Source organism: Synechococcus sp. PH41509 (genome assembly GCF_020514285.1).
Classification (GTDB): Bacteria; Cyanobacteriota; Cyanobacteriia; order PCC-6307; family Cyanobiaceae; genus Parasynechococcus.
This window is the reverse complement of sequence record NZ_VTLD01000022.1, coordinates 27,742-48,663: the sequence shown is the minus strand read 5'-3', so window position 1 is coordinate 48,663 and position 20,922 is coordinate 27,742. Positions and strand designations below refer to the sequence as shown.

Here is a 20,922-nt window from a genome sequence, read left to right as displayed (position 1 = left end):
GAAATCAGAAGTTGGCTTCAGCTGCCTGAACTTTCTCAATCTGCCTTTTCTTCAGCACCAACATGATCTGTGCGAGCGCCACAGCGGCGAAGAAAGCAAGCATTCCGTAGATGCGAACGGGGTTCTGGAGAACAATTTCTGCATCCACTTGACCGAAGCCGCCCACATTGGGGTCATCGGTCAGAGCAGCTCCCGCTTCGATGCTGTCACCAGCCTTGACCAGAACTTCGGGCCCGACTGGAATGGTTTCGCTCACGCTTTCGCCATCTGCCGTAGTGATGCTGACCACGCTCGCGCCGTTATCACCGGGCTCGATAGAGGCGATGGTGCCGCTTGCTGGTGCAGTGAAGATGGTGTTGTTGCTCTTTTCACCGGTTGGATAAACCTGGCCGCGACCGCGGTTGCCACCGACGTGGATCTGGTACTTACCGAAGTGGATGTTGCTGTCGGTGGCTGGATCAGGGGAGAGAACAGGGAAGACAACTTCCTGGTGCTGGTCACCGGGAATCGGGCCCACCAGCAGGATGTTCGGTTGGTCTTCGCTGTATTGAGTGAAGTAGACCCCTTCCGTTTCCTCCTTGATCTCATCGGTCCAGCGGTCCTGAGGGGCGAGGGTGAAGCCATCGGGAAGCATCACAACGGCGCCGACCTGGAGGCCTACATCGCTTCCGTCGGCTCCGATTTCCTGAAGACCCTGCTCATAGGGAATCTTGACGCTGGCGGTGAAGACGCTGTCAGGTAGAACTGATTGGGGAACTTCGGCCTGGGTCAGCTTTTTGGCCAGGTGGCAGTTGGCGCAAACAATTTTGCCGGTGGCTTCCCGGGGGCTTTCGTAGTTTTGTTGAGCCCAGAAGGGGTATGCCCAGCTGGCTGACGGGGCAATTAGCAGGGCCAGTCCGATGACCAGCGATCCAAGGAGAAGCGAGAGGTAACGACGCATGGGACGGTGAGGGGATGCAGGCGTAGGGGAGGGAAAGATCAGGCCCACCAGGGCTTATCACCAGTTCGGAAATCGGTTTCGGTCCACTGGCTCATGAACACGTTGTCGTTCTCAACGCTGACGTTGGCCAGGGCCAAGGAGAGAGGGGCAGGGCCACGGACCACCTTGCCGGTGGCGTCGTATTGGCTGCCATGGCATGGACACATGAACTTATTTGCACCGCTGTTCCAAGGAACGACACAGCCGAGGTGGGTGCAGATGGCATTGATGCCGTAGCTGCCGATGGCGTCTTCACCTTCAACAATGAGGTAGGTCGGATCGCCTTTGAGTCCCTGAACAAGGCTGCGATCACCTTCGGGGTGGCTGGCAAGCCAGCCACTGGCTGTGATCGCATTGCCCAGCTCATCCTTGGCGCTGGTGCCACCACCGCTGCCAGCGGCCTTGGGGGGGATGAAGTAGTTCGCCACCGGATAAAGGGCTCCAAGGGCCACACCGGTCACGGAGCCAAACGTCAGCAGATTCATGAATTGCCGACGACCCATTCCGGGCACATCGCTCGAGGAGAGTTGGGTCATGGCGGACGTTCATCCAGCTCGGATTGCCGACCATTATGGATGCTTAAGTGCCTGTCAAGCTTTGCAACGACTGGTGTCTTCCTGTACCTGCCGCATCAGCTTCTGTGCTTGAAATCACCAACGCCGTGCCCCAGCCGCCAATCAGCGTCGATGAGGTGATTGGCTGTCTACGCCAGCGCTGGCGGGCTACCTACGACCTTCAACTGGTGGTTCGACGCCGCCGTTTGTACCTCCAGGTGATGTGGGCCTATCTGGAGCAACAGTCGTTTCAAATGGACCTCGAGGCCTATCGGCAGCATCTCGGTGAAGTGTTGGATGTTGTGAATCGTCTTGGTTTGGCGGGTGAGGTGCGGGATTGGCTCGCTTCCACCCGTGATAAACCGCGTCTGGGCAAGGCGCTGAGTCTTCCGCTGCAGGCGTCAGGACCAGAGGCTGAAACGCTGATCAAGGAGTTTCTGGTCTGAGCGATTCGGTCAGAGCCACCAGGCCAACTCCGATCAGAAACAGCGCCGTGATGGCTCCAGCGAGTAGCAACATCGTGATGGGATCCGTGGACGGCGTCAGCACGGCTCCAGCAAGGGCGGATCCCAGCACAACCCAGCGCCAGGCGCCAAGCATCGGCCGCCAGCGCACCAGCCTCAGGGCACCCAGGAGCAGCTGCAGTACCGGCAGCTGAAACGCCAGCCCGGTCGCCAGCATCAGCAGAAGAACAAAGTCCAAGTAGCGCTCGATTGACCAAAGCGGCTCAACGACATCTGCGCCGTAGCTCACGAGAAAACGCAGTGCGGCCGGCACGAGGGCCCACCAGGCGAAAGCCAAGCCAGCCATGAAGAGAACAGCTGACCCAGCAACGGCGGGGGCTATCAGGCGCCGTTCGCGGACTGTCAGGCCTGGCAGAACGAAAGCCAGGATTTGGAACAGCACATAGGGAAGGGCCAAGGTGAGTCCGGCATAACCGGCCACCTTGAGCGAGACGAACAGAAACTCGCCTGGGGCGAGCTGGAGGAAATGAATGCCGCTGGCTGGCGCCTCGAGCAGCCGCACCAGCGGCTTGACGCCCAGTAGGCAGGCCAGCGCACCGATCACTACGGCCAACAGGCTGCGCAGCACGCGTTGACGCAGTTCTTCCAGGTGGTCCACCAGGGGCATCTCCACCTCATTCGGCAGATCAGCATCACCAGGAGCCCTCCCAATGCGAATGGGTGGTGGTGGCTGCAAGGCTGGGGGACCGTCGGGGCGCTCAGACACGGACGCGGGTCGGGCGGCGCAACAGGTCAGCCCGATTGTGGGCTCAGGCTAGGGGCAAGCAGCCGTTGTTCCGCTCGCTGGGGCTCACCCCAGCGGATTTCAGCTTGACCATGGCGCACTGTGCCTGGGGCGGCACCGGGAATCCTTTGCAGTTGATCGGTTGGAACCATCACCACTGCCACCTGCTTGTTGCCACGAGCTCGACTGAAATAGGCGGCCAGATCCGTCGCCATGGCCAGATCTGCTTCGTCGGCAAGTCCGTTGGAGCTTTTCAGCACCACATGACTTCCTGGACATTCCTGGGCATGGAACCAGAGGTCACCGCTTCGGGCCTGGCGAAGCGAAATCCAGTCGTTCTGGCGATGGTTTCGCCCCACCTGAACCGTGAGCCGTCCCGGGGTGATCAGTTCCAAAGGACTGGGCTGATCTTGTCGACGCTGTAGTCGAGCGTCGCGACGGCGCTCCTTGGGCTTCAACAGTTGTTCGAGCTCCTCCCGCAGCTCATTCAGGGCGGAGAGTCGTGCCTTGTAGTCCTGCCATTCCGCGCTCAGTTGATCCTCGATAAACGTTTCGCTCTCAGTGATCAGTTGAAGACGTTGCTGATGGTGCTCAAGCCGTTGCTCGAGGATCGGGCGTGATCGTCGCAATTTTTTGGCACGGCGATACAGCGATTGGGCTTCATCCACCTGGTCTCGGCTTGGGTTGCCAAGGCAGAGGAGAGCATCCGCCTGGCTCTGAAGGACCCCGTGTCCGTCAGTGGCCTCGAGGCGATGGCGTTGGTCATCGTGGGCGGTCTGTTCTTTGCTGCGCCATCGCTCCAAGCGTTGTCGTAGCTCATGGCTGACCCTGGCCAAGGCGCGATATTCCAGGCACTGCTGGTGAAGAGAACCCAGCTTGAGAGCTAGCGAGGGTTGTGCGTTGACATCAGCATCGGGAGATCCCCACACCCTGTAGCTCCCGTCGTTTTCAACCACTAGGGCGAACTGTTCAAGTTGGAGTTGGTCCAACCAGAGACACCAGCGTTCATAGAGGTCTCGCCACTGGTTGGTCTCCAGGGTGTCCACAGGTTTGTTCAGGTCGTCACCGGCGAGCTGTGCTGCCAGGGCTGGACTAATGCCCTGGTAGGTCTGCTGAAAGGCCTTGCGCAGGGGAATCGGGACGAGAGAGAGTCGAGCCTGCCAGCGTTCAAAGCTTTCCGTTCGATCGGGTGCCAAGCCCTGAAGGGTTGGTGGTGGGCTGTAGGAATCACCGGTTGAGAGAGGGCGCACGCGGGATTGATGCTCACGAACCTGTCTTCCCAGAGCAATGATGCGGCGTTGCTCATCGAGGAGCAGCAGGTTGCTGTGCCTGCCCATCAGCTCAAGCACGAGGATCCTGTGAATCGGTTCACCCGGACGCTGGGCGAAACGGAATTCCACGACTCGTTCAAATCCGCTCTGGTGGAGTTCGACGAGAGCCAGCTGGCGGAGGCTGTGCTGCAACTGTTGTGCGAAGGTGCTGCCGCTGCCGCTGCGCGGGGGAGGGTTGACCTCGACCAGCCGAGGGGCCTCGGCTTGCCAGCTGAGTTCCAGCCATACCATCCCTTTCAGGCTGCGACAGCCCAGTTGAATCGTTCCCGGGTCAGGTTGTTGGGCCTTTTCGAAACGGCTGGGCACCAGCCTTGGACGCAGATCCCAGAGCACCGCGCGAAGCGTGGTGAGATCCATGGGCTGAAGGCTGGTGGAGGCGATCACCGGGAGCACCGGGTGCGGCAGTGGAGCTTCCTACTCTGCTGACCCACGCAGACGCCGCGATGTCCACCAGTGGAAAGCTCACCTTGATCACGGGGCCGAGCGGTGTCGGCAAGGGAACGCTGGTGAATCAGCTTCTGGAACGCCATCCCAAGATCTGGTTGTCTGTCTCGGCAACCACGCGTTCCCCGCGTCAGGGCGAGCAGGACGGCATCAACTACTTCTTCCACAGCCGTGCTGGTTTTGAGGCCTTGCTGGCTGAAGGGGGTTTTTTGGAGTGGGCGGAATTTGCGGGGAATTGCTATGGCACACCTCGCCGTCCTGTTGAGCAACAGATGGCTGGGGGGCGCCCCGTGCTCTTGGAGATTGAGTTGGAGGGAGCTCGCCAGGTGCGTCGCAGTTTTCCGGACGGCTTCCAGATTTTTCTGGCTCCCCCCAGCTTTGAGGAATTGGAGCGACGGATTCGTGGGCGAGGAACCGACTCTGAGGAGGCCATTGAGCGCCGCTTGATCAGGGCTCAAGAGGAGCTCAAAGCTCAACATGAATTCGATGCTGTCGTGACCAACGATGATCTCGAATCAGCTTTGCAGCAGGTGGAGACGCTGATGGAGTTGAGCTGATTCCGACGTTGCTGCTTGGAACGTTCAAGGCATAAAAAAAGGGAACCCGAAGGTTCCCTATGTAGGTGAAAGTTCACCAGGTGAATCACATTGGGTGAAACAGAAGATCGGGGAAGAAGCGATTCCACTCGATCAGGATTCCGGCAGTGGCTGTGAACCAGATGGCTGCAACGACAGGTGCGGCTGTAAGAAATTTGTTCATTCTTGAGAAGGCAATGTTTGAAGTCGTATTAATCAGCGAGGTGAAACAGTCACCTTGCTGTCGTCTTCGAGCAGCTTGCCGCTGGTGAATTCACCAAAAGCAGCCAGCGGCCAAGTGGCTGCTGCCAAAAGGCTCTTGATAGCGATGCTGCGATCGATGAAAATTTCGTAGTTGGCGGCATTTTTGCCGCGGGTGGCTTTCAGGTACTCACGACCAGCCCAACCAATGCATCCGGTGATGTACAGGAACATGATCCCAGGATAGACAAAATCCCCGGCATGGCTCCAGCGACCATCAACGATCAGATGGGGAAGTCCATCTGCTCCACAAGATGCTTTGCTGTACATCTCGAAGCGAGCTTTGGCCTGAGGCGTTGTGGCAGCAGCTGCACGCTGCTGGAAGCGAGCACTTTCTGAGCAAGGTGTGAGGCCAGCCACATCCGCCTTCGCGACGGGGGCGAAGCCGAACACCAGGAGTGCTGAAAGCACGACGGCGAAGAGACGACGCATCGGAACGATTCCTCTGAACGGTGCCCCGAAAGGGCAAGATGTCACAAGTCGGAGAGTAGGGGAGGGGCATCACTTCGATGCATGCGGTGCTTGCCCTCGAAACAAGTTGTGACGAGTCCGCTGCTGCGGTTCTGCGTCGTGATGACGACGGTCGGATTGAAGTGCTGGCCTCACGGATTGCATCCCAGGTGGAGGAGCACGCTCGCTGGGGTGGCGTTGTGCCCGAAATCGCCTCCCGTCGCCATGTTGAGGCCCTGCCTGGGTTGATTGCGGCGGTTGTTGATGAGGCTGGTCTGGCCTTGGGTCAGCTGGATGCCATTGCAGCCACGATCACGCCGGGGTTGGCCGGGGCTCTGATGGTGGCGTCGGTGACCGGCCGCACTCTGGCGGCATTGCACCGGCGTCCCTTTCTCGGCATCCACCATCTGGAGGGCCATCTGGCCTCGGTGATGCTTGGAGAGGACCCTCCTCAGGCTCCCTATCTGGTGCTGCTGGTCAGTGGAGGTCACACCGAACTGATTTTTGTGGCCGTTGACGGGGGCATGAAGCGACTTGGGCGAAGTCATGACGATGCCGCTGGCGAAGCCTTCGACAAGGTGGCTCGCTTACTGGATCTTGGTTATCCCGGAGGCCCAGCTATTCAGGCTGTTGCTGAAACGGGTGATCCAACATGCTTCAAGTTGCCTAAGGGTCGGATTTCATTGCCGGGCGGGGGGTTCCATCCTTACGACTTTTCGTTTAGTGGGCTCAAGACCGCCATGCTCCGCACGGTCGAAACACTCCGACAGACAGCGGATCCACTGCCTCTTGCAGACCTGGCCGCCAGCTTCGAACAGGTGGTGTCAGATGTTCTTGTGCAGCGCAGCCTCCGCTGTGCTGAAGACCACGGTGTTGACCAACTGGTGATGGTGGGCGGTGTCGCGGCGAACCGCCGCCTGCGCCAGTGCATGCTTGAAAGCGGGCAGGAGCGGGGAATTGCTGTCTCAATCGCTCCTCTCGCGTACTGCACCGACAACGCCGCGATGATCGGTGCAGCGGCCTTGATGCGCCTGGGCCAGAACACAGGCTCGACGTCTCTTGAATCCGGGGTCGCCCCTCGCTGGCCCTTGGACCAGGCCAATGCTCTTTATGCAACAGATCCACCCTTTTAAGAAATCCTTTTAGGCTTGTGCCTACTCTTCGGCACCAACGTCGTGGACCAACCCGAATCCAGATCAGATTCTCCGGCGCCAGTGGAGGCTGAAGAACTGAATGCTTGGAAGCGGGGCTTAACTCCTCAGGCTGAGATCTGGAACGGTCGCCTGGCGATGATCGGCCTGTCTGCCGGGATCGCTGTCGTTCTGCTGGTGCGTGTGTTCAGCGGAGGCTGATCAGCTCCGGCCCCGTAGGGCTTGAGCCAGCTCATTGGGTTTGAGGCTCACGGCAACAGCCTGATCTTCCTCGATGCGATCCGACTCCACCAGGGCCAGAAGGGATTGATTGGTCGTCACCATCCCGTCGAAGCCGCTGCGTTCCATGATTTCCTCCACCTCATCGAGGGCACCCCGTTGGATGTAGTCCTTGCAGGCGTCTGTGTTGATCAGGATGTCGTGATAAGCCGCCCGCTTCCCATCGGTGGTCTTGATCAGTCCCTGGGCAATCACCCCGATCAGTGCTTCGGACAACGACCGGCGCACGCTCTCTTGCTCTTCAGGGGGATACATGCCAAGGACCCGTTCCACGGTCTTGACCGCTGAATTGGTGTGAAGCGTTCCGAAGACCAGATGGCCTGTCTGCGCGGCTTCGAGTGCCGTGGATAGCGTCTCTTGATCTCTAATTTCGCCCACCAAGATCACGTCCGGGTCTTCCCGTAAGGCAGCCCGTAATGCGTTGTGGAACTTCAGCGTGTGCAATCCCACTTCGCGATGACGGATGAGGGACTTACGACTTTCGTGCACAAATTCCACGGGGTCCTCGATCGTGAGGATGTGTCGAGCTTCGTTGCGGTTGATCCAATCGATCATGGCCGCCAGCGTCGTGCTCTTGCCAGACCCTGTCGGTCCAGTCACCAGGATCAGTCCCTTCGGACGGGCTGCGAGACCTTCCAGCACGCTTGGGAGATTCAGCTGCTCCATGCTGAGGATTGTCTGCGGAATCAGGCGCAGCACCATTGCCGGCCCCCGCAGCGAATCCATCAGGTTGATGCGCACGCGCACGAAGGCGAAAGCATGGGAGCCGTCAAATTCCTTGTCGCTGATGAAGGCATCGATTTGCTGAGGCGTCAGGATTTCCTGGAGCCATCCTTGGAAAACATCGGCATCGGTCACGGGCCATTCCGTGCCCTGGATGTCCCCTCGGGCTCGGTAGCGCGGGACTTCTCCAACCCCCAGGTGCACATCGGAATGGCCAGCTGCATGGGCGATGCGAACGATCTCTTCCAGGCTTGGAGAACCATCCTTCGCCGCTTTCGACCCCGGGCTCCGGACTGACGTCTTGGGGGTCCGGTCTGACGTCGGACGCGGCGGGAAGCTGGGGGGGAAAACCGGCTGAGCCACGGTGATGGCGAGAGATTGCCCTTCAGGATCGTCCCGATGCTGAGGCTGGCAAGGTTTTCTCACTGTTCTCTCCGGGTTAACGCCCGTAAACTCCAGCGGTCCGTCTGGATGGAATGGCTGAACAGCCCCGCATCACGATCGTTCTGGGAACGCGTCCGGAGGCGATCAAGCTGGCTCCGGTCATTCGGATGTTCCAGGCCTGTGATGCGCTGAAGACCCGGGTCGTCCTGACCGGTCAGCACCGCGAAATGGTGGCCCAGGTGATGGATCTATTTCATCTCCAAGCGGATCAGGATCTCAACCTGATGGCGCCCCGCCAAACCCTGACGCACGTCACCTGTGCAGCCCTTCAAGGGCTGCGTGAAGACTTTCAGGCCTATCCCCCGCAGTTGGTCCTGGTTCAAGGGGATACCACCACGGCCTTTGCCGCTGGCCTGGCAGCGTTTTACGAGCAGATTCCAGTTGGGCATGTGGAGGCTGGTCTGCGGACCGACAATCTCCTGGACCCCTTCCCTGAAGAAGCCAATCGTCGACTCCTCTCCCAGATTGCGACACTTCACTTCGCGCCAACGGCAAAGGCGGAAACCAATCTGAAGGCATCCGGTGTTGTCGGGGAGATCTCCGTGACTGGAAACACAGTGATCGATGCGTTGTTGCTGATGGCGGAATCGGCGCCGGATATCCAGTTCGATGGCCTCGACTGGGCTCAACAGAGAGTGATCCTGGCCACCGTGCATCGGCGTGAAAACTGGGGTGAGCGTCTGCATGACATCGCTGCAGGCATGCTGCAGGTGCTGGAGCGGTACCCCGATACGGCGCTCCTGCTTCCCATGCATCGCAACCCCACGGTGCGTGAACCGTTGCAGGCTCTTTTAGGTAGTCATCCCCGTGTCGTTCTGACCGAACCTTTGGATTACGACCGGCTTGTTGCAGCGATGAAAGGCTGCTGCCTGCTCCTTACCGATTCCGGCGGTCTCCAGGAGGAGGCACCTGCGCTTGGCAAGCCTGTGCTGGTCTTGCGGCGAACCACGGAACGGCCGGAGGCCGTTGATGCGGGAACGGCTCGGCTGGTGGGCACCGATCCCAATGTGATTGTGGAAGAGACCTCGCGTCTGCTTGGGGATCCCAAGGCCTATGAAGAGATGTCCCGCGCCAATAATCCCTTCGGCGATGGTCACGCCAGTGAACGCATCCTTGAGTGTTGTCGCCGCCACCTCGGAGTCTGAGGCTCTTCTGAGCAGCGATGGCTGCTACCGCTGGTGGCTGCGGCGCTGCCTGGGCGCTGGGGAGGGTTGCCTGCTTTTCATCGGACTGAACCCCTCAAGGGCTGATCGAAAGCGCGATGACCCGACCCTGCGTCGTTTAATCGCCTTCACAAGGCAATGGGGATATCGGGAGTTACTGGTTCTCAATTTGTTTGCCCGTATTTCACCGACACCGGCGGCGTTGCTGCGAGTGAAGGACCCTATTGGTGGGCAGAACGACGTCGTCCTGAAGCGCTGGCTCAACCACTGGTCCCTGACGCCTGGGATCGATCTCTGGTGCGGTTGGGGTGTGAATGGAGCGCGACTGGAACGGGCTCAGATCGTTCTTGCACGGATACAGCGGTTGCTGCCTAATCGCAGACGATCTGTTCCAGATTCGCCGCATCCACTGATGTTGGGACGGACGGCCTCGGGACAGCCTCGCCATCCGCTCTATGCCCCTCGACAGGCCTGTCTTCACCCTTTTCTCTGGGCAGACCCTGAACCGATCCGTCATCCTGTGAGGAACCAGACGGATGTCTTCCCGAACTGATGTCCCGTACGCCTCGCCGTTATGCCGTTCATCTCCACCTTGTGGGAGGGCAGACCGAACGGGTGTTCTTCCCGAAACTCGAGACCTTTCAGGAGTGGTATCAAGGGCTGGTCAATGCTGAGAACCAGGGCGGCTTCGTCAACGTTCCCATCAGTGATTTGGAGGGTGAATATCTGGTCGTTCGGCCTCAGGCCGTAATCGGCGTGCGCGTGGAACCCCAGTTTTCCTCCGTCGATGACGCCTGAGCGTCTGGGCCTCCTCTGGGGCGTGACTGTGTTTTCGGGTGCCTCGGCGCGCCTTCTGGCAGCGATAACTGGATGGCCTGGGGTGGTCCTGCTTCTGCTGTCTGGGCTGCTGATTGGTCGGTCTGGTTTGGGTTGGGTGGAACCCCTCGACCTTGGCTCTGGGCTCGGGACTGTGGTGGGTCTGCTGGTCAGCCTGGTGCTGTTTGACGGCGGACTCAATCTCCGTTTGCCCGGTGACACGATCAAGGCCACGGTGCAGCGCATCGCAGCCCTGCGTCTGTTGATCTCCTTAGGAGGTGGTCTGTTGGCGGCCCATTGGCTTGCCGGCCTCAGCTGGTCGCTCGCCGCTGTATTCAGTGCCATCGTGCTGGCCACGGGGCCAACGGTGGTCACCCCATTGGTGCGTCAGATTCGGCTCTCACCGCCTCTGGGTGAAGTTCTTGAGGCTGAAGGACTGGTGCTCGAGCCCATCGGCGCTGTTTTAGCCCTGTTGCTGTTGGAACTCTCCCTTGGCAATCTGCATGGCTGGCGTGAGGTCATGCTCGGCCTCTTGTATCGATTGGGTGGCGGTGTGCTGATCGGCGGGAGCGTCGGCTGGCTCTTGTCAGAGGTCCTGAGACGACTCAATCCTGATCAGTTGAAGGGGTTACCGCTTCAGCTCAGCCTGGGTTTGCTGTTTCTGATGTACGGCGTCAGTGAATGGCTGCTGCCGGAATCAGCTCTTCCCGCTTCGGTGGCAGCAGGCATCGTCGTCGGTCGCCGTCCAGGACCGCACACCGCTGAATTGGATGGTCTGATTCAGGAATTGGCGCAGTTGGCGATCACGATGCTCTTTCCGCTTCTTGCGGCTGACGTGTCTTGGGCTGAACTCAGCCCGCTCGGTTGGGGCGGGATTCTGTGTGTGCTGTCGTTGATGCTGGTGGTTCGCCCAATCGGAGTTGGTGTGGCCACCATCGGCCTGCCCTACAACCTTGAGCAACGCCTGTTTTTGGGTTGGCTCGCTCCGCGAGGAATCGTCACTGCATCAGTGGCCTCACTGTTCGCTATTCGTCTCGAGCAGGCCGGCACTTTGGGGGCTGGACGCCTTCAGGGGCTGGTGTTTCTGACAATCCTGATGACCGTTGGTCTGCAGGGACTTACGGCTCAACCGTTGGCTCGGGCGCTCGGTTTGGTCAAAGTCGATGACGTTGAGCCAGTGTCAGCTGAGGCAGCGCCGCAAACGCGGCAGGTCCTCACCGATTCGGGCCAGCAGTGACCATGTTGTGATCAAATCGGGTCCTTGAAGGCTCCCCAGCAAGGCGGCACGCAGGGATTTCATTACTACGCCCTTTTTTACTCCGGCTGCTTTGGCGGCATCCCCCAACCAGACCTTGGCCTGATTGGTATCGATGCCATCCCATCCTTCGTTCTCAAGGCGCTCAATCAGGTTGCTGATGACAGCTTTGGCTCCGTCTACAGCCAGTTGCCCAAGAGCATCCTCTTGAAGTTCAGGACATTCAAAAAATGGTGCCGCTTGATCAACTCCGTCGTTCAGCAGGGTGAGCGACGGGCATAGCAAGGCACAGAGGTCGAGACTCCAACTGCTGCTGGGTTGGTTCCAACCGCGTCCAGCCCAAAGTGGCGTCAGCTCCTTCAGGAGATGCTCCGATGTCCAGCCATGGAGAACCTGGGCATTGAGCCAGTTGAGCTTGTCCCAGTCGAAGCGGGCACCGGCTTTGTTCACACGCTCAAAGCTGAAGACGGCAGCGGCCTCGCCCAAGCTGAATCGTTCTTCCATTCCCTCCGGAACGGACCAACCCAAAAGGGTCATGTAGTTGGCAATGGCGTCAGGGGTGTATCCCATGGCGCGGAAGTCATTGATGGACGTCACGCCATCCCGTTTGGATAGTTTGCGTCCCTCAGCATTGAGGATGAGAGGGGCGTGGGCAAAGGTGGGTAACGGCAGACCCAGCGCTTCGTAAAGGAGCAGTTGCTTGGCCGTGTTGGCAATGTGGTCTTCACCGCGGATTACGTGGGTGATCTCCATTGCGGCGTCATCCACCACCACCACAAGGTTGTAGAGAGGGTCCCCGATCTGATCCGCCGGCGCGCGACGGGCAATGACCATGTCACCACCGAGGTCAGAGCCACTCCAGCTCATGGCTCCACGCACCAGATCGTTCCAGCGGATCTCGGCGGCGTCATCAATCCGAAAGCGGATCACCGCTTCACGCCCTTCTGCTTGAAAGGCCTGTATCTGATCCGGTGTCAGATGCCTGTGACGGTTGTCGTAGCGCGGAGCCTGGTTGGAGGCTTTTTGCGCATCGCGCATGGCCGTGAGTTCCGATTCGCTGGCGTAGCAGCGGTAGGCCAATCCTTGATCGAGCAGGGACTGAATCGCTTCACGATGCTGGGAGACCCGTTCGCTCTGGATGACGGGTTCCTCATCCCAGTTGATCCCGAGCCATTGCAAGCCCTCAAGGATGTTCTGGATGTATTCCGGTTTTGACCGCTCTTTATCGGTGTCTTCAATGCGGAGCACAAATTTTCCCTGCTCATGCTTGGCGTAAAGCCAATTGAAAACAGCTGTGCGCGCCGTTCCAATATGAAGCGTGCCCGTTGGGCTTGGGGCCAATCGAACGCGCACCATCGAGAGTCTTGGTGGTGAGAACGGGACCGACGGGATTCGAACCCGCAACTTCCGCCGTGACAGGGCGGTGCTCTAACCGGTTGAACTACGGTCCCAGATCAAAGCAAGCTTTTTAGGAGTGTTCCTCAGAACAGCTTGATCTGTGTCGCCTTGGCGACCTGATCAGTATCAACCGTCGCCCTGCCCTCCGTCAACAACTGAAGCGACGAACAAGCTTTATTTGTTATCAGATCGCTGCCATTAAAAAAATCCCGACGACTGTGTCGTCGGGACAAAGCAGCTCACATCGGTTGAAGACCAAAGGAGCGACGTTCAGGGGCGGAATCCAGCTGGTTCAATCAGCCGAACCTGATTGCCACGAGCGGTGAACTCACGCCCTTGATCACTTTGAACGACCACACGGCCGCCAGATTTGACGCGTATCACTCGGGCTCGGACCCAGCCAAGGGCGGCTGACTCCAACACCTTCACAACATCACCAGGTTGAAGATCCAACTCCATGCTCAGAACCGGGAAACTGCACGAGGGGAACATCGGACGCGCCGTGGAGGACTCGAACCCCCGACATCAGGTTTTGGAGACCTGCGTTCTACCAACTGAACTAACGGCGCAAGGCGATGAACCCCTAAGCCAACGTTGTTGGCAACTGATTGAACGAGGTCGAAACCTCAGCGATCGAAGCGCTGCTTCACGCGGGTGGCCTTACCCACCCGTTCCCGCAGATAGAAAAGCTTCGCCCTGCGTACTTTACCGCGCCGTTCCACCTTTATGGAAGCCACTTGAGGGCTATGAACCATGAACACTCGCTCGACACCGATGCCTTGGAAAATCCGCCGCACTGTGATGGTCTGATTGAGGCCTCCATGGCGTTTGGAGATCACTACGCCCTCGTAGGGCTGCACGCGTTCTTTGTTGCCCTCACTGATCCGCACGCCAACACGAACCGTGTCACCCACGTAGATCTCAGGAAGATCATCCTTCTGCTGAGCCGTCTCAAAGCTGCGAATAAGAGCCTCGGCGCTCAGCTTTTTTGTTGGAGTGCTAGCAGCCTTGTTGGGCTTCGCCTCTGAGGCCTCAGGTGCTGTATCCACAGCCGCTTCGGTGTTCTCGTCGGTCACCACTGTGTCCTTCGAATCGGCTGCCATCCCAGCTCCGCGTTGAATCGCCAAACTATGAGTGTACCTTCCGGCGCCATCGTTCGATCAGGAGCACAGCGCCTGTGATCAGCATCCATAACAGGCCGACGGCGTTGAGAAGCACGACGACCGGTTCCAGTGTGGATCCAAGCCATTCCCCTTCATGCACCACCATTAGCCAGTGCACCTGCTCGCGGCTCGCTCCGAACCAATCACGTGCCAATCGATAACTCACGCCGGAGAACACCGTCACCAGCAATGGCGCCAGAACGAATGGTGCAACGCTTCGGTGCAGTTCGCGCAAGCGCACAAGCAGCGTCATGACCGGCATCAATTCGGTTGCTGTTGATAGCGTGACGGATATTCGGTTGAGCCATGAATCTCTTTGCTGATCTTCTGGCATCCACCCAGGCGGCGCAGGCGCAGGTAACAGCAACGGGGCCTCGGATTCAGAAACGTCGAGGTGTTGAGATCAAATCGGCGCGAGAGGTCAAGATCATGCGCCAGGCCAGTCTCATCGTTGCCACCGTGCTCCGGGAGGTGATGGGAATGGTGGAGCCCGGTCAAACCACTGGGGATATCGATGCTTACGCCGAAAAACGCATTCGGGAAATGGGCGCGACCCCGAGCTTCAAGGGATATCACGGGTTTCCAGCGAGCATCTGCGCCAGCATCAATAACGAAGTTGTGCATGGCATTCCCAGTCCGAAGCGGGTGATCCGGCAGGGTGATCTCCTGAAAGTTGACACCGGTGCGTACTTCGAGGGCTACCACGGAGACAGCTGCATCACGATCTGCGTGGGTGATGCCCCCGAGGAAGCTCAGACGTTGAGCCGTGTTGCCAAAGAGTCCTTGATGGCTGGTCTCAGCCAAGTCAAAGCGGGTAACACCTTGTTGGATATTGCGGGAGCCGTTGAGGACCATGTCAAGGCCAACGGTTTCAGTGTTGTGGAGGATTACACCGGCCACGGTGTTGGCCGGAACCTGCACGAAGAACCCTCCGTGTTCAACTTCCGCACCGATGAGCTTCCCAACGTCACCTTGCGTCCGGGCATGACCCTGGCCATTGAGCCAATCCTCAATGCTGGAAGTAAGGCATGCCGCACACTCCGGGATCAGTGGACTGTCGTCACCCGCGACGGATCGCTCTCCGCGCAATGGGAACACACTGTTCTGGTCACCAGTGACGGTTGCGAGATCCTCACTGATCGCGGCGACTGAGGATCTGGCTGTAGATCCTTCGTCCGAGTTCGGTCAGGGGCATCAAGACATAGGTCAGTGGGTTTGGGGTCACGATCACCAGGCGAAACCCCCAGCCGGCTTGGCGCAGCACTTGTTCAGCAACGAAATCGGCTCCCATGACTCCAATGGGATTGAGCGACGAGCGAAAGGGGCCGAGCACAAGCTTGCGCAGGATTAGGGCTTCGCGCCCTGATCCATCCAGCACAGCACCACGGATGCTCACCAGCTGTCCCAACATTCGTTTGGTGAGTTCGTACACCGGACTGACGGCAGGCAGAATTTCCGCTTCCGAGGTGTTGACCCACACCTCTTTTGGACAACCCCGGGATGAAGTTCTGCTGATGGCCTCAAAACGCTGCATCAGCCGCCAGCTGCTCAGGGTGTTGATCTCCAGGGCTTGATTGATCACGTCAGGGCTTTGATTGCCCTGAGGATTGATTCCATGGTTAAGAACTAGAACATCGATGTCCGCCAGATCGGCGTCCAGGCTGGCTTCGTTACCGCAGCTCCAGCTCACCCAGCGGTGGGGGCCATCTGTTTGCTCTGGGGGTGTCTGACCGTGCGTGAAACCGATCACGTGGGCGCCTGCGTCACGAAAGCAACGGGCGAGGGCTATGCCCAGAGCTCCGCGGGCGCCTGTGATGCCGATGGTTCGGCCATGGAAGGGGGACTGGGCCATGGGGCCAGCTTGGGGCATCCTTGAAGCGCCTGGACCAGGAATGAATCACCAGCTGTGTCAGATGCTGCCCAACTGGTTCTGTTTGCTCCCTATTGCGGTGGTGTCAGTCGTGAGCAGGATCTCGCCGCAGCCCTGCAGATCCTGGGTCGCGGTGAACTGCAGGGGCGGCGTCCTGTTGCCGGAATGGATGGATACCGTTATCAACTCCGCTGGAACGGACTTGCTGCACCCCTGGAGAGGCTGGAATGCGAGCTCCGTTTTGCCGGTCATGCCGAGGGGGATGTTGACTTCTCCCTGGTGACTCATCAACTGGTGGCCTGGCTGATGGATCGCTCCCAGCCGCAGCGATCGGAGCCGGACCTTCCCGATGGGTTCTGGCAGTGGCTGTTGATTGAGCGCAGTGATGCTCCTGAACAGGCCTAGATTCATTGATGACAGGCATCACCTCTATGGGAACGACACTGTTGATCGGATCGTGCGAGCCGTTCAGTGGAAAGTCGGCCCTTGTTCTGGGAATTGCCCAGCAGCTTGCGCGAGCCGGACAGCAGATCCGCTTCGGAAAGCCCTTGGCCACAAGCCTGGATTGGGATCCAAACCAGGGGCCCTTGCCGCAACCCCTCATCGACGATGACGTTCGCTTTGTTGGTGAAACGCTGAATCTGCCGTCGGAGCGTCTGATTCCATCGATGCATCTGCTATCTCCGACAACAGCTGCCCAGCGCCTTGGCCTCGGCGAGTTGGATGCAGGCGAAGGTTTCGCTGAACTGCGGCGGCAAATACAGGCCAATGAAGGACTCACCCTCTTGGAGTGTGCGGGAAGCCTGCAGGAGGGGCTGCTGTATGGCCTCAGCCTGCCGCAACTGGCGACAGGTCTTGATGCCAAGGTCGTGCTGGTGCACCTGTGGCAGGACAGTCGCAGCGTGGATGCTCTTCTGGCGGCCAAGCAGACCCTGGGAGATCGCCTGGTCGGTGTGGTTCTGAATGCTGTCACGCCCGAGGAGGTCGAGAGCTTGGAGCGTCAGGTGGTTCCTGCTCTGCAGGGCCTGGGCTTGCAAGTGTTCGGGGTCATGCCGCGTTCCCCGCTACTGCGCAGCGTCACCGTCGGTGAGTTGGTTCGAAGGCTGAATGCTCGGGTGATTTGCTGCAAAGAAAGGCAGGAACTGCTGGTGGAAACCCTGAGCATTGGCGCGATGAATGTGAATTCGGCCATGGAGTTCTTCCGAAAACGACGCAACATGGCTGTTGTCACAGGGGCTGATCGCACCGATATCCAGTTGGCTGCGCTTGAGGCTTCAACCCAGTGCCTGATCCTGACTGGAGCTGGGGAACCTCTCCCTCAACTGATCAACCGCGCTGAAGAGCTGGATGTGCCTCTGCTCAAGGTGGAGCACGACACGCTCGCCACGGTGGAGGTGATTGAGCAGGCCTTCGGTCATGTGCGGCTGCATGAAGCCGTCAAGGCGACCTATGCCTTCCGTCTTGTGGAAGAGCACTGCAAGCTGGATCAGCTCTTCAGTGCATTGAATCTGACCGTTCAACACGCCTGATGGTTGCTAGCTTCCGATGACATCAGGCGGCGGGTTTTCCTTGGGTCAGTCACTGGATCTGCCAGCTCTTGATCGGGTTGACACCCTTGCGCAGGAACTTGCACTTTTGCAGGACAAAAGTCAGCGCAGGATCGCCATCCTTGGTAGCCGCCATGTCCCCGTTGTGGCGGTTCATCTGATCGAGTTGGTGGCACGCTCACTCGTTCAGGAAGGCCATTCCTTGGTGACTTCAGGATCACAGGGGGTGAATGCTGCGGTGATTCGAGGGTGTCTTGAAGTTGATCCTTCCAAGCTCACCGTGCTGTTGCCCCAGAGTCTCGATCGACAGGTCCCTGAAATCAGAGATCTCCTGGACCGGGTTTTGCACCTTGTTGACAAGCCCGAGCAGGACGATCTGCCTTTGCCAATGGCCAGCAGTTTGTGCAATCAGGAGATCATCAATCGATGTGATCAGTTGATTTGTCTCGCGTTTCATGACAGTGAAACGCTGCTTGCAAGTGCACGAACAGCAGAAGATATGGGGAAGGTCGTAAGTCTTTTGTACTTCGACTGATCAGCCAGCTGCGCTAATCACGGCTCGCAGCCCCTCGACGTAGCAGACGCCGACGGCCGTCACCCCAGTCGCCCAACACAATCCCCTCAAGGGAGGCACATTCCCGACGTAGGCGAACAGATAGACAAAACGGATGCCTGGCCAGATCCATGCTGAGATGATTGCACTTGGGCTGCTGACACCACTGATCAGACACAACAGCATCGCAGGGGCCCCCAGGGTCAGTGCTTCCCAGCTGTTCTCCTGGGCCCAGACGGCACGCTGACCAAAGGCGGGCAGCCGTTCGAACATCGCCCTTGGTGCCTGTAGATCAGCCATGGTGAAGTCTGCTTTAGCCCTTCCGGCGCCGGTAAGCACGATGCTCACCATCACGACGGCTCCCATCAGACAGAGGGCCCAGGCAAACGCAGGAGTCATCGACTTCGATCAGATCTGGCGACCATAACGGGCCTTGGCTGACTGAAATCTTATGGGGGGCGGCGGCTTTCTAAGCTGGACGATCGACGCACTCGCGACATGGCCAGTACGTATTCCTTCGACGTGGTCTCTGACTTTGACCGTCAGGAGCTGGTGAACACCCTCGATCAGGTGCGTCGAGATGTGGGTAATCGTTATGACCTCAAGGATTCCAACACTGAGATTGATCTGGAAGAAACAGAGCTGGTGATAACCACGGCCAGTGATATGACACTTCAAGCTGTGGAGGATGTGCTTCGAACCAAAGCGACCAAGCGCAATCTTTCCCTCAAGATTTTTGATTTTCAAACTCCTGAAACGGCGGGGGGTAATCGGGTGAAGCAGGTGGTGAAGCTGCGTAAGGGCCTCAGTCAGGAGATTGCCAAAAAACTAAGTAAGATGGTGCGTGACGAACTGAAGAAGGTAACGGTGGCGATCCAGGGTGAAAGTGTGCGGATCACGGGCAAGAACAAGGACGATCTTCAGGCTGCTATTCAGCTTGTAAAAAGCAAAGAAGATGAACTTGATGTACCCCTCCAGTTTGAGAACTATCGCTGATCACAAGGATGCAGGGTCTGCTGTTGAGGTGATACCAAACCGACGAACTGCTTTGGCTTTGTGACAATGACCAGGTCTGCCATAACAAAGGCGTGGGGGTTCACCGTCAAAGCCGTAGAGAGCGCGGTTCTGACACCGTGAAGATCCCTCTTGATTTAGGGGAGGTCGGATTCCATGCCTCAAGCTCATGGTTGCAACATGTTTTCAAAGACATGTTGTGGTAGTTTGAAAAAAATTCTTTTGTTTGGTGAGCAGTTTCGCTATCGCAGTTCGTGTTTTCGATGGCGAAGCTCCCTACTTGCAGTCTTTCATTAATCATCACCGTCGTCTTGGTGTTGAAGCTTTTTATCCTGTGATTGCTCCAGGGGCGGCGCCGTTATGTAGGGATATATTCGCTAAAAATGGAATAGAATTCCATGAGTCTGAAGGGCAGAGGATTGGCAGTGTTAAGGATCTGATTCGAGAGGATTATGTTGCTGTTATCGATGCTGATGAATACCTGCATCCAGATCTATTTCGATTTCTTGACGAAGAAAATGTTGAATCTCTCCTGATGCCGTGGAGGTTGACGGCATCTATGGATGATGATTTCTTTGAGTCTGCTCAAAAGAGATTTTTTGTTTTTCCCCAGGTTAAATCAATCGTGAAAACATCTGCACTCAAGCGGCTTCGTCTTCATGCCTCCATCACCCGTGGATCAGGGCGTTGCCTTGGGGTTGCTGAGGGGCAACAATTTCCTGTTCAGCATTACTACCTCCGCGGTCTTGATGATCTTCTATTAAAAGAAGGCGGAGTGGTGAAGCGAACTCTGGCACAGAGTTCAGGACGCAAGCAAGTGAATCTGGATTCGGATGTTGACTCGATGGATTTCCCGAGCCGTCATGCTCGTGTTGCATTTCTATTGAACGTTCTCAATTCGATGCCCGAACAGATTGATCCCTACTGCATGTCTTTGGATCGGTCCATGTTGAAGCATCTTCGTGACAATGTTGATGGTGATCCAGAGGCGGCCAAGCAAGAGCTTCGAGAAAGCGTTGTGAAGATCCAAAAGGTCTATCGCAAACGTACGATTGCCCGAGAAATTGGGGCAACGCAGCAACTGCTTGCTTCTGATCCACATAAGATCAGCTATCAGAAAAGAGTGCTGAAATTGCTTCGGCTTGATTTTAAGTTTCGTCAGTCGTCGCTTGGCTTTTTTGAAAATGCTCGGGATTCGTTGTTGATGTTTAGAGATGGCTCGTAAGCCTGCATTGTGGTTGTTGGCTTGCACTCTCAATCTGGTAGTGCGAATCATCATTCAGGGAATGATCGAATGATCTATCTGCAATCGTCCTGGTCTCGTGATCGTCGACCGTCAATAATCCGGGCGAGTTCCAGCACATAGCCAGCGGTGCACCAGCGGCCGTGGCTACGAGATCGGTTCTCTGCATCAGAGCGGATCTCTGCGGTTTCGGCCATCAGCAGATCGAGTTCTCCCTGCGGCAGGTCATAGAGCTCCTGCAATTCCAACTCCCGGTTGAGCAGATGACTGCGAAACCATTTGCGGGTTTGTTCCTGGGGGGGGATGTCTCTACTCAAAGTGCACTGCAGCGTGGATGTGCCATTCTCCGGCTATGCAGGTTCTCACCTGGGCCCAATTTGATCAGGCTGTGCAGCTGCTGGCTTCACGGTTTGCAAAGTCAGCGGTGACCGGGGTTTACGGGGTCCCTAGGGGGGGACTGT

28 protein-coding genes and 2 tRNA genes are annotated in these 20,922 nt (G+C 57.9%); 14 read left to right on the top strand and 16 right to left on the bottom strand.

Annotated elements, in window-relative coordinates:
* Positions 1 to 4: 4 nt before the first annotated feature.
* The gene (gene petA / locus FZZ88_RS07660; protein WP_166017426.1) at positions 5 to 940 is read right to left on the bottom strand and encodes a cytochrome f; all 936 of its coding nucleotides are present in this window, start codon (positions 938 to 940) and stop codon (positions 5 to 7) included.
* Between the two features lie 38 nt (positions 941 to 978).
* A complete protein-coding gene (gene petC, locus FZZ88_RS07655) occupies positions 979 to 1,515 on the bottom strand; it encodes a cytochrome b6-f complex iron-sulfur subunit (protein WP_115024049.1) in 537 nt (178 codons plus the stop codon).
* 104 nt (positions 1,516 to 1,619) lie between these two features.
* On the opposite strand from petC, the gene FZZ88_RS07650 reads away from it, so the two are divergent.
* Positions 1,620 to 1,979, top strand: coding sequence for a DUF3067 family protein (locus FZZ88_RS07650; protein WP_226398343.1), 360 nt, complete (start codon positions 1,620 to 1,622; stop codon positions 1,977 to 1,979).
* Here the strand turns inward: FZZ88_RS07650 and tatC are convergent.
* Positions 1,960 to 2,664: a twin-arginine translocase subunit TatC gene (gene tatC / locus FZZ88_RS07645; RefSeq protein ID WP_206339220.1), complete on the bottom strand. Its 705-nt coding sequence runs from the start codon at positions 2,662 to 2,664 to the stop codon at positions 1,960 to 1,962. The two genes, FZZ88_RS07650 and tatC, sit on opposite strands and share 20 nt — an antisense overlap.
* Positions 2,665 to 2,789: 125 nt before the next feature.
* The gene (locus FZZ88_RS07640; protein ID WP_166017651.1) at positions 2,790 to 4,469 is read right to left on the bottom strand and encodes an NFACT family protein; all 1,680 of its coding nucleotides are present in this window, start codon (positions 4,467 to 4,469) and stop codon (positions 2,790 to 2,792) included.
* Positions 4,470 to 4,555: 86 nt separating this feature from the next.
* Here FZZ88_RS07640 and gmk point away from each other — a divergent pair, with 86 nt between their 5' ends.
* The gene (gene gmk / locus FZZ88_RS07635) at positions 4,556 to 5,113 is read left to right on the top strand and encodes a guanylate kinase (RefSeq protein ID WP_166017650.1); all 558 of its coding nucleotides are present in this window, start codon (positions 4,556 to 4,558) and stop codon (positions 5,111 to 5,113) included.
* 85 nt (positions 5,114 to 5,198) lie between these two features.
* Here the strand turns inward: gmk and psaJ are convergent, their stop codons facing one another.
* A complete protein-coding gene (gene psaJ / locus FZZ88_RS07630; RefSeq protein ID WP_006850741.1) occupies positions 5,199 to 5,315 on the bottom strand; it encodes a photosystem I reaction center subunit IX in 117 nt (38 codons plus the stop codon).
* Positions 5,316 to 5,347: 32 nt separating this feature from the next.
* Positions 5,348 to 5,824, bottom strand: a complete 477-nt coding sequence (locus FZZ88_RS07625; RefSeq protein WP_115024045.1) for a Photosystem I reaction center subunit III — start codon at positions 5,822 to 5,824, stop codon at positions 5,348 to 5,350.
* Positions 5,825 to 5,901: 77 nt separating this feature from the next.
* Here FZZ88_RS07625 and tsaD point away from each other — a divergent pair, with 77 nt between their 5' ends.
* Together tsaD and FZZ88_RS07615 are read left to right on the top strand one after the other, a co-directional pair.
* A complete protein-coding gene (tsaD, locus tag FZZ88_RS07620) occupies positions 5,902 to 6,975 on the top strand; it encodes a tRNA (adenosine(37)-N6)-threonylcarbamoyltransferase complex transferase subunit TsaD (protein WP_166017425.1) in 1,074 nt (357 codons plus the stop codon).
* A gap of 42 nt (positions 6,976 to 7,017) precedes the next feature.
* Complete coding sequence (locus FZZ88_RS07615; protein ID WP_166017424.1) at positions 7,018 to 7,194, top strand: high light inducible protein; 177 nt, start codon at positions 7,018 to 7,020, stop codon at positions 7,192 to 7,194.
* On the opposite strand, the gene FZZ88_RS07610 is transcribed toward FZZ88_RS07615, so the two are convergent.
* Complete coding sequence (locus FZZ88_RS07610) at positions 7,195 to 8,358, bottom strand: type IV pilus twitching motility protein PilT (protein WP_226423701.1); 1,164 nt, start codon at positions 8,356 to 8,358, stop codon at positions 7,195 to 7,197.
* A gap of 113 nt (positions 8,359 to 8,471) precedes the next feature.
* Here FZZ88_RS07610 and wecB point away from each other — a divergent pair, with 113 nt between their 5' ends.
* From wecB to FZZ88_RS07590, 4 genes are read left to right on the top strand one after another with little or no spacing between them, the layout of a single operon-like run.
* Positions 8,472 to 9,584 (top strand): non-hydrolyzing UDP-N-acetylglucosamine 2-epimerase, encoded by a 1,113-nt coding sequence (wecB, locus tag FZZ88_RS07605; protein ID WP_166017422.1) that lies wholly within the window; start codon positions 8,472 to 8,474, stop codon positions 9,582 to 9,584.
* Positions 9,553 to 10,155: a DUF1643 domain-containing protein gene (locus FZZ88_RS07600; RefSeq protein ID WP_166017649.1), complete on the top strand. Its 603-nt coding sequence runs from the start codon at positions 9,553 to 9,555 to the stop codon at positions 10,153 to 10,155. Before wecB ends, FZZ88_RS07600 begins: the two co-directional genes overlap by 32 nt.
* Complete coding sequence (locus tag FZZ88_RS07595; RefSeq protein ID WP_166017421.1) at positions 10,155 to 10,400, top strand: hypothetical protein; 246 nt, start codon at positions 10,155 to 10,157, stop codon at positions 10,398 to 10,400. The genes FZZ88_RS07600 and FZZ88_RS07595 overlap by 1 nt, the downstream gene beginning before the upstream one ends.
* Complete coding sequence (locus FZZ88_RS07590; protein ID WP_166017420.1) at positions 10,390 to 11,655, top strand: sodium:proton antiporter; 1,266 nt, start codon at positions 10,390 to 10,392, stop codon at positions 11,653 to 11,655. The genes FZZ88_RS07595 and FZZ88_RS07590 overlap by 11 nt, the downstream gene beginning before the upstream one ends.
* On the opposite strand, the gene gltX is transcribed toward FZZ88_RS07590, so the two are convergent.
* The 6 genes from gltX to FZZ88_RS07560 all read right to left on the bottom strand — a co-directional run bounded on the left by gltX (position 11,599) and on the right by FZZ88_RS07560 (position 14,487).
* Positions 11,599 to 13,029 carry a glutamate--tRNA ligase gene (gltX, locus tag FZZ88_RS07585; protein ID WP_166017419.1) on the bottom strand — a complete coding sequence of 477 codons (1,431 nt, stop codon included), beginning with the start codon at positions 13,027 to 13,029 and terminating at the stop codon, positions 11,599 to 11,601. The genes FZZ88_RS07590 and gltX overlap by 57 nt on opposite strands.
* A 21-nt stretch (positions 13,030 to 13,050) precedes the next feature.
* Positions 13,051 to 13,124, bottom strand: a tRNA-Asp gene (locus FZZ88_RS07580).
* Positions 13,125 to 13,341: 217 nt separating this feature from the next.
* Positions 13,342 to 13,530 carry a hyperconserved protein Hcp gene (locus FZZ88_RS07575; RefSeq protein ID WP_006043540.1) on the bottom strand — a complete coding sequence of 63 codons (189 nt, stop codon included), beginning with the start codon at positions 13,528 to 13,530 and terminating at the stop codon, positions 13,342 to 13,344.
* A gap of 37 nt (positions 13,531 to 13,567) precedes the next feature.
* Positions 13,568 to 13,640, bottom strand: a tRNA-Trp gene (locus FZZ88_RS07570).
* Between the two features lie 57 nt (positions 13,641 to 13,697).
* On the bottom strand, positions 13,698 to 14,174 hold the full coding sequence (gene rplS, locus FZZ88_RS07565) for a 50S ribosomal protein L19 (protein ID WP_166017418.1): 477 nt from the start codon (positions 14,172 to 14,174) through the stop codon (positions 13,698 to 13,700).
* A 25-nt stretch (positions 14,175 to 14,199) separates the two neighbouring features.
* A complete protein-coding gene (locus FZZ88_RS07560; RefSeq protein ID WP_115024033.1) occupies positions 14,200 to 14,487 on the bottom strand; it encodes a PepSY domain-containing protein in 288 nt (95 codons plus the stop codon).
* Positions 14,488 to 14,540: 53 nt separating this feature from the next.
* Between FZZ88_RS07560 and map the strand changes: the two genes are divergently transcribed.
* Positions 14,541 to 15,386, top strand: a complete 846-nt coding sequence (gene map, locus FZZ88_RS07555) for a type I methionyl aminopeptidase (protein ID WP_166017417.1) — start codon at positions 14,541 to 14,543, stop codon at positions 15,384 to 15,386.
* On the opposite strand, the gene FZZ88_RS07550 is transcribed toward map, so the two are convergent.
* Complete coding sequence (locus FZZ88_RS07550) at positions 15,367 to 16,104, bottom strand: SDR family oxidoreductase (protein ID WP_166017416.1); 738 nt, start codon at positions 16,102 to 16,104, stop codon at positions 15,367 to 15,369. The genes map and FZZ88_RS07550 overlap by 20 nt on opposite strands.
* 36 nt (positions 16,105 to 16,140) lie before the next feature.
* Between FZZ88_RS07550 and ebsA the strand changes: the two genes are divergently transcribed.
* From ebsA to FZZ88_RS07535, 3 genes are read left to right on the top strand one after another with little or no spacing between them, the layout of a single operon-like run.
* A complete protein-coding gene (gene ebsA, locus FZZ88_RS07545) occupies positions 16,141 to 16,509 on the top strand; it encodes a type IV pilus biogenesis protein EbsA (RefSeq protein ID WP_166017415.1) in 369 nt (122 codons plus the stop codon).
* Positions 16,510 to 16,535: 26 nt separating this feature from the next.
* Positions 16,536 to 17,633: a phosphotransacetylase family protein gene (locus FZZ88_RS07540; protein ID WP_166017648.1), complete on the top strand. Its 1,098-nt coding sequence runs from the start codon at positions 16,536 to 16,538 to the stop codon at positions 17,631 to 17,633.
* Positions 17,634 to 17,649: 16 nt separating this feature from the next.
* Positions 17,650 to 18,186, top strand: a complete 537-nt coding sequence (locus FZZ88_RS07535; protein WP_166017414.1) for a DNA recombination-mediator protein A — start codon at positions 17,650 to 17,652, stop codon at positions 18,184 to 18,186.
* On the opposite strand, the gene FZZ88_RS07530 is transcribed toward FZZ88_RS07535, so the two are convergent.
* The gene (locus FZZ88_RS07530) at positions 18,187 to 18,603 is read right to left on the bottom strand and encodes an MAPEG family protein (protein WP_166017413.1); all 417 of its coding nucleotides are present in this window, start codon (positions 18,601 to 18,603) and stop codon (positions 18,187 to 18,189) included.
* Between the two features lie 99 nt (positions 18,604 to 18,702).
* On the opposite strand from FZZ88_RS07530, the gene FZZ88_RS07525 reads away from it, so the two are divergent.
* Both FZZ88_RS07525 and FZZ88_RS07520 read left to right on the top strand, forming a co-directional pair.
* On the top strand, positions 18,703 to 19,200 hold the full coding sequence (locus tag FZZ88_RS07525; RefSeq protein WP_166017412.1) for a YajQ family cyclic di-GMP-binding protein: 498 nt from the start codon (positions 18,703 to 18,705) through the stop codon (positions 19,198 to 19,200).
* 247 nt (positions 19,201 to 19,447) lie between these two features.
* Positions 19,448 to 20,443, top strand: a complete 996-nt coding sequence (locus FZZ88_RS07520; protein WP_166017411.1) for a glycosyltransferase family 2 protein — start codon at positions 19,448 to 19,450, stop codon at positions 20,441 to 20,443.
* A 74-nt stretch (positions 20,444 to 20,517) separates the two neighbouring features.
* Here FZZ88_RS07520 and FZZ88_RS07515 read toward each other — a convergent pair whose 3' ends face one another.
* Positions 20,518 to 20,778: a hypothetical protein gene (locus tag FZZ88_RS07515; protein WP_166017410.1), complete on the bottom strand. Its 261-nt coding sequence runs from the start codon at positions 20,776 to 20,778 to the stop codon at positions 20,518 to 20,520.
* Positions 20,779 to 20,922 lie beyond the last annotated feature (144 nt).

Bases quoted from the DNA above. Each gene is read 5' to 3' on its own strand.
- wecB (WP_166017422.1), top strand. From the start codon at position 8,472: ATGGCTGAACAGCCCCGCATCACGATCGTTCTGGGAACGCGTCCGGAG.
- petC (WP_115024049.1), bottom strand. From the start codon at position 1,515: ATGACCCAACTCTCCTCGAGCGATGTGCCCGGAATGGGTCGTCGGCAA.
- FZZ88_RS07540 (WP_166017648.1), top strand. From the start codon at position 16,536: ATGGGAACGACACTGTTGATCGGATCGTGCGAGCCGTTCAGTGGAAAG.
- psaJ (WP_006850741.1), bottom strand. From the start codon at position 5,315: ATGAACAAATTTCTTACAGCCGCACCTGTCGTTGCAGCCATCTGGTTC.
- FZZ88_RS07530 (WP_166017413.1), bottom strand. From the start codon at position 18,603: ATGACTCCTGCGTTTGCCTGGGCCCTCTGTCTGATGGGAGCCGTCGTG.
- map (WP_166017417.1), top strand. From the start codon at position 14,541: ATGAATCTCTTTGCTGATCTTCTGGCATCCACCCAGGCGGCGCAGGCG.
- FZZ88_RS07640 (WP_166017651.1), bottom strand. From the start codon at position 4,469: ATGGATCTCACCACGCTTCGCGCGGTGCTCTGGGATCTGCGTCCAAGG.
- FZZ88_RS07575 (WP_006043540.1), bottom strand. From the start codon at position 13,530: ATGGAGTTGGATCTTCAACCTGGTGATGTTGTGAAGGTGTTGGAGTCA.
- petA (WP_166017426.1), bottom strand. From the start codon at position 940: ATGCGTCGTTACCTCTCGCTTCTCCTTGGATCGCTGGTCATCGGACTG.
- FZZ88_RS07560 (WP_115024033.1), bottom strand. From the start codon at position 14,487: ATGACGCTGCTTGTGCGCTTGCGCGAACTGCACCGAAGCGTTGCACCA.
- FZZ88_RS07625 (WP_115024045.1), bottom strand. From the start codon at position 5,824: ATGCGTCGTCTCTTCGCCGTCGTGCTTTCAGCACTCCTGGTGTTCGGC.
- gmk (WP_166017650.1), top strand. From the start codon at position 4,556: ATGTCCACCAGTGGAAAGCTCACCTTGATCACGGGGCCGAGCGGTGTC.
- FZZ88_RS07595 (WP_166017421.1), top strand. From the start codon at position 10,155: ATGTCCCGTACGCCTCGCCGTTATGCCGTTCATCTCCACCTTGTGGGA.
- FZZ88_RS07525 (WP_166017412.1), top strand. From the start codon at position 18,703: ATGGCCAGTACGTATTCCTTCGACGTGGTCTCTGACTTTGACCGTCAG.
- tatC (WP_206339220.1), bottom strand. From the start codon at position 2,664: ATGCCCCTGGTGGACCACCTGGAAGAACTGCGTCAACGCGTGCTGCGC.
- gltX (WP_166017419.1), bottom strand. From the start codon at position 13,029: ATGGTGCGCGTTCGATTGGCCCCAAGCCCAACGGGCACGCTTCATATT.
- FZZ88_RS07535 (WP_166017414.1), top strand. From the start codon at position 17,650: ATGACATCAGGCGGCGGGTTTTCCTTGGGTCAGTCACTGGATCTGCCA.
- tsaD (WP_166017425.1), top strand. From the start codon at position 5,902: ATGCATGCGGTGCTTGCCCTCGAAACAAGTTGTGACGAGTCCGCTGCT.
- rplS (WP_166017418.1), bottom strand. From the start codon at position 14,174: ATGGCAGCCGATTCGAAGGACACAGTGGTGACCGACGAGAACACCGAA.
- FZZ88_RS07590 (WP_166017420.1), top strand. From the start codon at position 10,390: ATGACGCCTGAGCGTCTGGGCCTCCTCTGGGGCGTGACTGTGTTTTCG.
- FZZ88_RS07550 (WP_166017416.1), bottom strand. From the start codon at position 16,104: ATGCCCCAAGCTGGCCCCATGGCCCAGTCCCCCTTCCATGGCCGAACC.